Origin of the sequence: Gilliamella sp. B3817, from assembly GCF_026536705.1 — a bacterium.
GTDB lineage: Bacteria > Pseudomonadota > Gammaproteobacteria > Enterobacterales > Orbaceae > Gilliamella > Gilliamella apicola_I.
In genome coordinates, this window is record NZ_JAFNNV010000001.1 from 21,490 (window position 1) to 33,722 (window position 12,233).

Annotated in this window: 10 protein-coding genes; 6 read left to right on the plus strand and 4 right to left on the minus strand. The window is 35.3% G+C overall.

Annotated elements, in window-relative coordinates:
• Positions 1-56: 56 nt before the first annotated feature.
• Entirely contained in the window at positions 57-1,508 is a 1,452-nt protein-coding gene (locus J3U36_RS00095) for a hypothetical protein (RefSeq protein WP_267379402.1), read from the minus strand.
• 622 nt (positions 1,509-2,130) lie between these two features.
• The gene (locus J3U36_RS00100) at positions 2,131-4,437 is read right to left on the minus strand and encodes a Tex family protein (protein ID WP_267379400.1); all 2,307 of its coding nucleotides are present in this window, start codon (positions 4,435-4,437) and stop codon (positions 2,131-2,133) included.
• Positions 4,438-4,481: 44 nt separating this feature from the next.
• On the opposite strand from J3U36_RS00100, the gene greB reads away from it, so the two are divergent.
• The 3 genes from greB to J3U36_RS00115 all read left to right on the plus strand — a co-directional run bounded on the left by greB (position 4,482) and on the right by J3U36_RS00115 (position 6,778).
• Positions 4,482-4,964 carry a transcription elongation factor GreB gene (gene greB, locus J3U36_RS00105; RefSeq protein WP_220215358.1) on the plus strand — a complete coding sequence of 161 codons (483 nt, stop codon included), beginning with the start codon at positions 4,482-4,484 and terminating at the stop codon, positions 4,962-4,964.
• Between the two features lie 44 nt (positions 4,965-5,008).
• Entirely contained in the window at positions 5,009-5,575 is a 567-nt protein-coding gene (locus tag J3U36_RS00110; RefSeq protein ID WP_267379396.1) for a hypothetical protein, read from the plus strand.
• A gap of 96 nt (positions 5,576-5,671) precedes the next feature.
• Complete coding sequence (locus J3U36_RS00115) at positions 5,672-6,778, plus strand: YcbX family protein (RefSeq protein WP_267379394.1); 1,107 nt, start codon at positions 5,672-5,674, stop codon at positions 6,776-6,778.
• Between the two features lie 373 nt (positions 6,779-7,151).
• Here J3U36_RS00115 and J3U36_RS00120 read toward each other — a convergent pair whose 3' ends face one another.
• Positions 7,152-7,721: a cell division protein ZapC gene (locus J3U36_RS00120; protein ID WP_267351085.1), complete on the minus strand. Its 570-nt coding sequence runs from the start codon at positions 7,719-7,721 to the stop codon at positions 7,152-7,154.
• Between the two features lie 310 nt (positions 7,722-8,031).
• On the minus strand, positions 8,032-9,510 hold the full coding sequence (gene ilvC, locus J3U36_RS00125; protein WP_267379392.1) for a ketol-acid reductoisomerase: 1,479 nt from the start codon (positions 9,508-9,510) through the stop codon (positions 8,032-8,034).
• Positions 9,511-9,687: 177 nt separating this feature from the next.
• On the opposite strand from ilvC, the gene J3U36_RS00130 reads away from it, so the two are divergent.
• The 3 genes from J3U36_RS00130 to prmA are packed head-to-tail and all read left to right on the plus strand — an operon-like array spanning position 9,688 to position 12,224.
• Entirely contained in the window at positions 9,688-9,924 is a 237-nt protein-coding gene (locus tag J3U36_RS00130) for a YhdT family protein (RefSeq protein ID WP_267379389.1), read from the plus strand.
• A 7-nt stretch (positions 9,925-9,931) separates the two neighbouring features.
• Positions 9,932-11,383, plus strand: a complete 1,452-nt coding sequence (panF, locus tag J3U36_RS00135) for a sodium/pantothenate symporter (protein WP_267379386.1) — start codon at positions 9,932-9,934, stop codon at positions 11,381-11,383.
• Complete coding sequence (gene prmA, locus J3U36_RS00140) at positions 11,358-12,224, plus strand: 50S ribosomal protein L11 methyltransferase (RefSeq protein ID WP_267379383.1); 867 nt, start codon at positions 11,358-11,360, stop codon at positions 12,222-12,224. Before panF ends, prmA begins: the two co-directional genes overlap by 26 nt.
• Positions 12,225-12,233 lie beyond the last annotated feature (9 nt).

Below are 12,233 nucleotides of genomic sequence, written 5' to 3' on the forward strand. Positions count from 1 at the left end.
ATTATCTTATCACTTTAACTGCGCTTTTTGAAAAAGCAGATAATTTTATATATTTTCTAATATTTAACACATAAGGTATATGCTATATCTGGTTCAACAATAACGTTACCTTCTACAATCCCTACACTGTAGTATCGATTATTTCCATATATATCTTTCACTGATGATTGTTCACTGGTGAAATAGAAATCATAATAGATGAAATTTTTCAAATTTGACAAACCATCTAACATATCTCGACCAATAATATCTAAAGGTGCATAGAAGTAGACTTTACCCCATTCTGGCGTTAATCCTTCACCAATTGCTCTTTTGTACCCATTATCTTTTACATAATAGTTATCATTAGTGGTTGGCGTGTAAGCTAAAGACGAGTTTGTAATCTCAGCTCGTGTTGGCAATCTATCATTATTGTTTTGACATAATCTATTTGAATTTTGCCAATTACTCGGAAGGTTATTTAAGAAATATAACCAATGTTTTATAGAAAAAGTATAATAAAACTGTGCTAGCGTTCTATTATTGGTCACTAATATGACAAATTTATCACCTTGACCAGGTACATTGTTAGTAAATTTAAATTCACTTTTAGAATCAGCGTTTGAATCACGTGCAGTATTAACTAATGAATTATTTGGATTTTTGACCAAGGTATAACTATAATCAGATATTGGATTGACTGGTACAATTCTGAAACGAGCTTCCGGAAAAGCATAAGTTGGGAAATAATTACCATTTTGATCTTTTGCAGTGGCCTTAAAGCCTTGATGAATAGTAAATTGATCGCTGTTATAAGAAGGATTAACATCTATTGTATCAGCACCATAAGGCGCATAGTTCCCACCTTCATCCCAACCATTATGAGTAATCAAAGCCAGTATACCGGGTCTGATAAAACAGATACCGTCATCAGCACTTACTTCAAATGTTTTTGATACTTCTCTTGGTTCTGAAGTATCAGGCTCACCGTACTGAGTTTTAGCAATAAATTGAATCGTCACTTTTACCGATGATTTTGCATTAGCAGTAGATGAGTTACACACATCACTACCCAAAAATGAAGTAGAGTTAGAAGGAATAATATTATTGTTCTGGTCTCGCCATTCAGCATTAATCGATTGAATGATAAAACTACCGTTAGTAGCCAATTTATCTCCATCCACATCATTGATATCACTATCATTCAAGCTTGAAGTATCGACATCAAATGAATAAAGACTAGGAGACGTATTGTAAGCAACAGAAATCTTATCGCTATTACCCGGCGTAATTATCGCTGGATCAAGACCATCAATATTTAATTTGACTTGAATTCCGTTTAAAACTTTTGTGTCAGCGGTTTCTAGAATTTCAGGTGGATTACCGTGAATATATTGCGCTGTAATAGCAGAAACTGATAATCCAGCTAAAGCGATGTGACAAAAAAGCCCAAAAAAAGCAACAACGGCAATATTCAATATTAATTGCATCAGATAAAGTTTTTTGGAAACAAACATATCACTATTCATGCTAATTCCTCTACCCATAAGCTTGTCTATAAGTTGAAACAAAGTTATTGATTTGAAGTTTTAGTGAACGACAAATTTATCAAAATTTGATAAAAATGTTACCGGTTACATTTTCAATTTATAAAAAAATTACAAGCAATCATAACCATTAGAAGTTGTTAAATTGTATCCATTTAAAGGCAAATTTTGTTGATAACTTGGCAACAACGGATCATTTCGTTATAAAAAAGTGCAATATTCGAATACCGTTAATTACTTTATTTAAGAATATTAAAATAAGAAATGCTAAATAAAAAGATCAGGTTAAAACAGTTTAACTATACTAACTTGCTGATTAATTAAAATAATTAATTGTACAAGATGACAAATAATTGAATCAATTTTATATAGTATATAATAATATGAGTAATATGGAATAGCTAAATATTGATTTATCATTATTTAATGGCTTTCAGATGAATATTGGATGGAAAATTCACAAGCTAAATAAGTTAACCTAACTGATTTTATTTTCAACCATTGTATTTATTATTAGAGTTTTATTAAAATGTTATGAAATAAACATTAAACAAAAAGAAGGCGTTAGCCTCCTTTTCGTTTTATAGAACACATATTAACGCCGCTATTTTCCCTTTTTAAAAGCAGCGGCAAAAGCATTGCCCATTGCGCTATTGGTAACCGGCGTTGACTGTGTATTTTTAGCCGTGCTGGTTGATTTATTCTTTTTCGGTTTGCCACCTTCAGAGTTTGGCATTGTTGGATCATCAAGTCGCATTGATAAAGCAATACGTTTACGAGCAATATCAACTTCCATCACTTTAACTTTGACAATATCACCAGCTTTAACTATGCTTCGAGGATCTTCAACAAACTTATCAGATAAGGCTGATATATGAACTAACCCATCTTGATGAACACCAATATCGACAAACGCACCAAAATTAGTCACGTTAGTTACGGCACCTTCCATAACCATGCCTACTTTCAAATCTTCCATGGTTTCGATATTATCGGCAAATTGAGCTGTTTTAAATTCTGGCCGTGGATCGCGTCCGGGTTTATCAAGTTCTTTGATAATATCAGTCACCGTAGGCACACCAAAATGGTCATCAACATAATCAACTGCTTTGAGTGAGTTTAAATATTTCGAATCACCTAAAATCTCTTTTAACGATTTATGGTTTTTATCTAAAATACGTTCCACAACCGGATAAGCTTCAGGGTGAACGGCTGATGCATCAAGTGGATTATCGCCATCCATAATACGCAAAAAACCAGCACATTGTTCATAGGCTTTAGGCCCTAGGCGTGAAACTTTTAGTAACTGCTTACGGTTAGAAAATTGTCCATTTTCATTACGCCAATTAACAATATTTTGTGCAATAACTTTATTGAGTCCCGCTATGCGAGCTAATAACATCATCGATGCTGTATTTAAATTTACCCCAACCGCATTGACCCCATCTTCTACAACAGCATCCAATTTTTTTGCGAGCTGAGTTTGGCTAACATCATGTTGATACTGACCGACACCAATTGATTTCGGATCAATTTTTACAAGTTCAGCTAGGGGATCTTGCAGACGACGAGCAATCGATACTGCACCACGTATTGATACATCCAAATCAGGAAACTCTTGAGCGGCTAGCTCGGATGCAGAATAGACCGATGCACCTGCTTCACTTACAATGACTTTTTGACCTTTGACTTCAGGATATTTTTTTTGTACATCGAGATAAAAACGTTCGGTTTCACGCGATGCCGTGCCATTACCAATCGCCACTAATTCAACTTGGTATTTAATGCATAGCGCCGCAACAATCATTGCAGCTTTATCCGCTTGCCCGGTATGCGGATAAATTGTTTCAGTTGCGACTAATTTACCCGTTGCGTCAACAACAGCAATTTTTACGCCTGTTCGTAATCCTGGATCCATTCCCATGGTAACTTTCATCCCTGCCGGCGCAGCCATTAACATATCATGCAAGTTAGCGGCAAACACATTGATCGCCTCTTCCTCCGCCTGCTCACGTAAAGTGGTCATCAGTTCGGTTTCCATGTGCATTAAAATTTTAATTCGCCATGTCCAATTAATGACAGCTTTTCGCCATTTATCTGCGGGTTGATCGTTAAAATGAATGCCTAAATGCTCAGTAATAATTTGTTCGCAATAGCTCTCTTTAGGCGTTTCTTCAAATTGCGGATCGGCGTTAAGGGAAAGTTGTAAAAAGCCTTCATTTCGTCCTCTGAACATCGCTAAAGCACGATGAGAAGGCACTTTTGAAATCAGTTCGCTTTGCGCAAAATAATCACGGAATTTTGCCCCTTCTTCTTCTTTACCTGCAACCACTTGTGAAACTAAATGCGCATTATTCCATAGATAATGGCGTACTTTAGCTAGCAATGTCGCATCTTCGGCAAATCGTTCCATTAGGATGTATCGTGCCCCATCCAATGCAGATTTAGTATCGTCAATTCCTTTTTCAGAATTAAAGAATTTTTCCGCTTCGCTATCAGGATCAAGTGATGGATTATCCCATAACGCATCGGCCAATGGTTCAAGTCCTGCTTCAATAGCAATCTGTCCCCGTGTACGGCGTTTAGGTTTATAGGGTAGATAGAGATCTTCAAGTTCAGTTTTACTGAGTGTTTGGATAATTTTTTGACTCAGTTCTGGGGTGAGTTTTCCTTGTTCCTCAATTGACTTTAATATCGTTTGTTTACGATCTTCAAGTTCTCGCAAATAACCTAACCGACTATCTAAAGTACGTAGTTGGGTATCATCTAACCCACCGGTCACTTCTTTACGATAACGCGCAATAAAAGGAACAGTGCTTCCTTCATCTAATAATTGAATAGCAGCTAAAACTTGTTCTGGTTTAACTGTCAATTCACCCGCTATAATATGGCTTATTTGATTATTTATCATGATATCTCTGTATATCTCGTCGATTAACGGAATGTAAACTTATTATGCAAAAAGCTAATTATATAACAAGAGAGGGCTACTTGGCACTCGATCGTGAATTGAAATATTTATGGAAAGAAGAAAGACCTCGTGTTACTCAAGCGGTTTCTGATGCGGCAGCCCTTGGCGATCGTAGTGAAAATGCAGAATATATTTATGGAAAACGACGATTGCGTGAAATTGACAGACGAGTACGATTTTTGACAAAGCGCTTAGAAATATTAACCATTGTCGATCCCGATCCAAGGCAAGAAGGAAAAGTATTTTTTGGTGCTTGGGTAAAACTGGAAGATGAATCCGGTCACGCGCAAATTTACCGTATTGTGGGAGCCGATGAATTTGATCCTAAAAAAAATTGGATTTCCATTAATAGTCCTGTTGCCAGAGCGTTAATTGGTCATAAAGTTGATGATGAAATATCAGTAATGACACCGAATGGAAAAGCTTATTTTTGTATTCTAAAAATTAGCTATACTCAAATAATATAATGTTATATATTGATAATTTAATCGTTAAAAAATAAAGGAATATTATGAAAAGAAAAAGAAGGTTGGTTTCTCAAAGCGTACTTTTTTTATTAATGTTAATGATGGTCGTTTCTTATTATTTTTTTAAACCTAATGATACAAAAACATTATCATCAAATAATGAATTAACGTTAAAATTTGATCATATTGAATTTGCTAAACTAAATTCTCTCTTTACTATAATGAATAAAGATGGATTTAATATGCAGTCAGACGATGAATTCGGTCCAATTGGCTTCTATGATAAGAATTCTAAGCAATTTTATTCAGTTAATGGATCGGGTCTAAAAAGTTTTAAATTTAAAAGTAATACACCGATTAACGGTCATTACTACCCTGATTTTTCTGTTATCATTTTACCATTTGATTCTAAAACTGAAGCTGAAAAATATAAGAAACTATTGCAGAAACCACTTATTTGTAATCATACCATTGACGAATGTGAATCGATGAAAGAACCTTATACATTAGTAACTAATGGGCATTTCGTTTTTATACTTTATACCAAAGCCGAAATGTTTAAAGAGTATATAGAAAGATACGCAAAAGTTTTACAAAATCTTCCTATGTAATGATTCAATTATTTATAGGTATAATATCTAGTGTCTATATATTAGGGTGAATTCAGTTTACAATTAAGATCACGATTACTCATCATTGAATTTATTATGATCACTGTCAGTCAATTATTTATCTATCCGATTAAATCGCTTGCAGGTATTCCCCTAAATATGTCAAATGTCATTGAAGGGGGATTCGAATATGATCGTGTATTGATGATTAGTGAACCTGACGGAACATTTATCACCGCAAGGCAATTTCCTGAGCTTTTAAAACTAAAAACATCCATTGTTGATAACAATATTCTTGTTTCAACGCCTTATAATGAATCCATCACAATTAAATTTGATGAATTTACTGAAAGTAATGAACCAACTGAAGTTTGGGGTAATCATTTTACCTCTCACATTGCACCTATCAGAATTAATCAATTTTTTAGCCATATTTTACAAAAGGATGTGCAATTACGTTGGATCGGTACCAACTTAACCAGACGGACTAAACGATATCCTCAAACTGCGGTGAGCTTTGCAGATGGCTATCCTTATCTATTATTAAATAAAGCTTCGTTCAATTACTTACAACAAAGATGTTCGGAAAAGCTTGATATTCAGCAGTTTCGAAGCAATATCATCATACAAGGTGCCCTTCCTTTTGCCGAAGATGGCTGGAAAACCATCAAAATCGGCAATGTAATCTTTGATATCGTTAAACCGTGTAGTCGCTGTGTACTTACCACTTTTAATATTGATACAGCAAAGCCGTTAGCAAATAATGAACCCCTCAATACGCTCCGCTATTTTCGTACCGATGAGCAAGGGGAAATAGATTTTGGTATGAATATGATTGCGCGTAATTTCGGCTCGATATCAATTGATGATCCTGTCGAGATATTAGAACGACAACCAGCAAAAAAATATATTGAATTTTTTCCTAAAGATAATCAATTAAACCATGAACAATGTAATATTACTTTTGAGGGCAACACATTCAAAGGAAATCAGCAACAAACTTTTCTAGAACAACTGGAACAACATAATATTACTATCCCTTATTCATGCAGAGTTGGAATCTGTGGTAAATGTGCAGTGATATTGAAAGCAGGAAAAGTAGCGCCTCTCACTCAATCTGCAATAAAACACAACCACCATATTTTAGCTTGTAGTTGTGTACCTGAGGGTGATATCAAAATTGAATTAATAAAAAAACCTTAATGAGCATTGGTTATAGAATCCTGATTTATCAATAATAAATCGTTAATTATTGATTAAAATGGTTGATTGACACTTAATAAATTATTACCCCACTATGATGACAAGTTAGCCTGCCAATCAATACGCTAATCATGTTATATGGCTTCATTTTAAAACCGTTGATGCTAAATGCTATCCTTTAAAGTCATTTGTATTCAGTTTTAAAGCGTTCAACTGCGATACCGTAACGAAATGCCGTTTAAGTCATCGATTAAACAGGTCAATACATTGCCTGCTTCACAACCTGTTGTGAATAACAAAATCAAAATATAGCAGGTTTAAATCGAAATTAAGTCTTACTGACAAGACAATAGTCGGATTAGAATGGTATTGTTTACGAAATAGCTTCTAACTTAAGGTCTATCAACGAACTCTCATCCATGACATTTTTTTGGATTGGCGCCAGTCGATCATTCATCACTTTAATTGCTTCGGAAAAATAAAATGTTTTATTCATTGCCACAAATGTAGGTTGAGCAATAATACACAGTGAAGCATTTTCACCCGCTTCAACGACTAATAAAAAAACCCGTTGATCACCTTCTTGCATGCTGACTTCAACAATGTCCGCTAATTTAGGACGATATAGCTTAGGTTGTTGGCAAAAGTACCAACTTTTTGGCATTTGAGGTTTAATAAAATTAGCCGCCACAATGGCATTAATGGATAATTCAATCTTTTGCGAGTCAGTTAATGCCAATATTTGACAACTATCATAAAATTGATAATAGGATGTTGCATCACTCACTGAAAATGGAAATTCCCTAAAAACATCAGGAATTAACATTTTACTGGAATAACATGAACGAAATAACATATCGTTTGATACTTCAAGCATCAAACTATCATATTGATTATCAAAATACCAACGCCAACAATCAGTTGGTCGAAAAGCAATTTTCATTGATATGTTATCCCTCCATAAAATTAAAAAATTACATAAAAGATAACATAATTTAGGTAAAAAATAAATAAAAAAGTAAAATAAAATTTATTTAATTATATAATTTTTAAAAATTTTAGTGATCCATTATCAAGATCAAAACGATCTAAGTTAGATCCTTTTGATCCCATTTGCGATCCTTTAAGATCACATCAAATTTAATACTAAAATTTAACTTTAACAAACCAGCCATTTTTTCTAACATACATCCGTAAAAAAAGGTGCAATTAAGCACCTTTTTACGACCAAGCCAATTTGGCTAATTGATTGATTAACTGGCAACATTGATACGTTTCATATCAGTCATATAGCTTCTTAATTTACGGCCAATAATTTCAATTGGATGATGACGAATTTCATCATTTACATCACGTAATTGCGCATTATCAACGCTACCTTCTGGGATCGCTTTACCAAGATCGCCCGATTGTAACATTGGCATAAATTTTTCTTTTAATAATGGGATCGCTGCATTAGCGAAAAGATAATTACCATATTCAGCAGTATCAGATATCACCACATTCATTTCGTATAAACGCTTACGGGCAATCGTATTGGCAATTAAAGGAAGTTCATGTAAGGATTCATAATAAGCTGATTCTGGTAAAATACCTGACTCAAGCATGGTTTCAAAAGCAAGTTCAACCCCAGCTTTTACCATAGCGACCATGACTACACCCTGATCAAAGTAGGCTTGTTCATCAATTTTACCTTGGTATTCAGCGGCTTTTTCAAAGGCTGTTTCACCGGTTTCTTTACGCCATTTTAATAAGTTAGCATCATCATTTGCCCAGTCTTTCATCATGGTTGCTGAAAATTCACCCGAAATAATATCATCCATATGTTTACGATAAAGATCAGTCATGATCACTTTTAATTCTTTAGCTAATGCATTAGCGCGTAACTTAGCCGGATTCGACAAGCGATCCATCATTAAGGTAATACCACCTTGTTTCAATGCTTCGGTAATGGTTTCCCAACCAAATTGTAATAATTTACATGCATAAGCCGGATCCACACCGTCTGCCACAAGTTTATCAAAACAAAGTAATGACCCTGTTTGCAACATACCGCAAAGGATCGTTTGTTCTCCCATAAGATCAGATTTAACTTCAGCAACAAATGAAGACTGTAAAACACCAGCACGATGTCCACCGGTAGCCGCCGCCCATGCTTTGGCGATAGCTAAACCTTCACCTTTAGGATCGTTTTCAGGGTGAACGGCGATCAGAGTCGGAACACCAAAACCTCGTTTATACTCTTCACGTACCTCTGTTCCTGGACACTTTGGCGCAACCATGACAACCGTGATATCAGGACGAATTTTTTCGCCAACTTCAACAATATTAAAACCATGAGAATAACCTAAAGCGGCTCCCTGTTTCATCAATGGTTGTACAGCTTTTACTACCGCTGAGTGTTGTTTGTCAGGTGTTAAATTAATCACTAAATCAGCTGAAGGAATTAACTCTTCATAACTGCCTACTTTAAATCCATTTTCAGTTGCTTTTTTCCATGAAGGACGCTTTTCTGCAATCGCTTCTTTACGTAAAGCATAGGCAATATCAAGTCCTGAATCCCGCATATTTAAACCTTGATTCAGACCTTGCGCACCACATCCTACTATTACAATTTTTTTGCCTTTTAAAAAATCGGCTTCTGATGCAAATTCATCACGAGCCATAAAACGGCATTGTCCAAGTTGGTGTAATTTTTCACGTAAATTTAGAGTATTAAAATAGTTTGACATTAGGATCTCCATTAATTTATTTGTCATAATCGAATTGTCCAACACTATAACTGAATTTAATTATTGCGAAAATTGATATATTTAAAAAATCATATTGCATAAAATGCAATATACTTGCTAAATGTAATGCTTTCTTTTACTCTAAGCCACTATTTAATTATTGATAAATTATTCAATATGGATACACGATATAAGCAAGCAAATAAAGAAGCTAAGCTTTCACTGTTATTAACAATTATTTATCTTCTTGGCTGGATTGTTTGTGCTTACGGCGCTGGCGATAGAACTGGCTTTTTGGGGCTTCCATTATGGTTTGAATTATCCTGCATTATGGTACCTGTCGGGTTTATTTTATTATGCTGGATCGTTGTAAAATTTCATTTCAAAAACATCTCATTAGAACAAACTAAGTGATCAAACAATGCATTTAGATATTATATTACCGCTAGTCATCTATCTTATTTTTGTGTTTGCCTTATCTATCTATGCTTATGTTAAACGCAAAAAAGTCAATCAATTTACTGATTACTTTATTGGTAATCGAACAATGGGGGGATTTTTGCTCGCCATGACACTGGCGGCAACTTACATCAGTGCCAGTTCGTTTATAGGGGGTCCCGGTGCTGCTTATAAATACGGACTAGGCTGGGTATTGTTGTCTATGATTCAAGTCCCTACTGTTTTGCTATCTCTGGGAATTTTGGGCAAAAAATTTGCCATTCTAGCGCGCAAGTATAATGCTATCACGCTAAGTGATATGCTCTATGCTCATTATAAAAGTAAAACCATTGTCTGGTTTGCCAGTATTACTTTAGTCGTCGCCTTTGTCGGTGCAATGACTGTCCAGTTTGTCGGTGGTGCCCGATTATTAGAATCTTCAGTAGGCATACCTTATAAAGTCGGTCTACTTATTTTCGGTATTGGTACGGTGATATATACTGCATTTGGTGGATTTCGAGCAAGTATCTTAAACGATGCTTTCCAAGGTTTAGTGATGATCATTGGCTCAATTTTACTTTTAACCGCCATTATTTATGCTGGTGGTGGATTAACGGCTATTATTGAGCGTTTAAAAGAAATTGATCCTGCATTATTAACCCCACAAGGCCCTGGCAATTTTATGGACTTTCCATTTATGGCATCATTCTGGATTTTAGTCTGTTTTGGTGTGGTTGGTTTACCGCATACAGCAGTACGTTGTATGGCTTATAAAGACAGTAAAGCGGTACATCGGGGCATCATTATCGGTACAATTGTTGTTACAGTTATTATGTTAACCATGCACCTTTCTGGTGCACTTGGGCGAGCAATTATTGATGATTTAACCATTCCCGATCAAATTGTCCCAACTTTAATTATTAAAGTGATGTCGCCACTCGCAGCAGGCATCTTTTTGGCTGCGCCTTTGGCTGCGATTATGTCAACCATTAACGCACAACTGTTACAAGTCTCTTCAGTGATTATAAAAGATCTGTTTCTAAGCATAAAACCAGAAACAAAATGCAGTGACAAAACCTTAACGCGAATATCCGTTATCATTACCTTTATTTTTGGCGCACTGCTCATTTTAGCAGCTTGGAATCCACCGGATATGATAATTTGGTTAAATTTACTTGCTTTTGGTGGGCTGGAAGCGGTATTTTTATGGCCTTTGGTACTTGGCTTATATTGGAAGAAAGCTAATGCAACTGGCGCATTATGTTCAATGTTTGCTGGAGCCATTAGTTATACCTTTTTAGCCGCTTATAACATTAAAATTTATTCTTTCCATCCAATTGTTCCTTCATTAATTATTGGATTGGTTGTTTTTATCATCGCCAATATATTTGGTAACTTAAGGAAAAATTATGCCTTGGATTCAACTCAAAATTAATACAACAAATGATCTTGCTGAACCAATAAGTGAGCTTTTGGAAGAATCAGGGGCGTTATCTGTCACATTTCAGGATACCTATGATACGCCTGTGTATGAACCCTTACCCGGTGAAACAAAACTTTGGGGTAATACAGATGTAATTGGGCTTTACGATGCTCAAACTGATTTAGATGAATTGAAAGCAATATTAAATCTTAATCAATATTCTTATAAATTCGAACAATTAGAGGATAAAGATTGGGAACGCGAGTGGATGGACAATTTTCATCCTATGCAATTTGGTCAACGCTTATGGATTTGTCCAAGTTGGCGCCCAGTCCCTGATCCTAATGCGATCAATGTTATGTTAGATCCAGGTTTAGCTTTTGGAACAGGTACCCACCCTACCACTGCGTTATGTCTTAAATGGCTTGATAGCTTAGACTTAAAAGATAAATTAGTGATTGATTACGGTTGTGGTTCGGGAATTCTCGCCATTGCTGCGCTAAAACTGGGTGCAAAACGTGTCATCGGCATTGACATTGATCCTCAAGCTATTCAAGCTAGCCGAGATAATGCAGAACGTAACAATGTAAGTCATGACATTGAACTTTATTTAACTAAAGATATTCCTGATAATTTACAAGCTGATGTTTTAGTTGCCAACATTTTAGCTGGACCATTAAAAGAGCTCGAGCCGAATATCAATAGTCTGATTAAAACAGATGGATTACTAGGATTATCAGGTATTTTAACCTCTCAATCTCAAAGCGTCTTTACCGCTTACCAACCCCATTTTGATCTTGATCCCGTCGCTGAGCAAGAAGAATGGTGTCGAATTACTGGCAAAAAAAAGTAAAAAAATGAC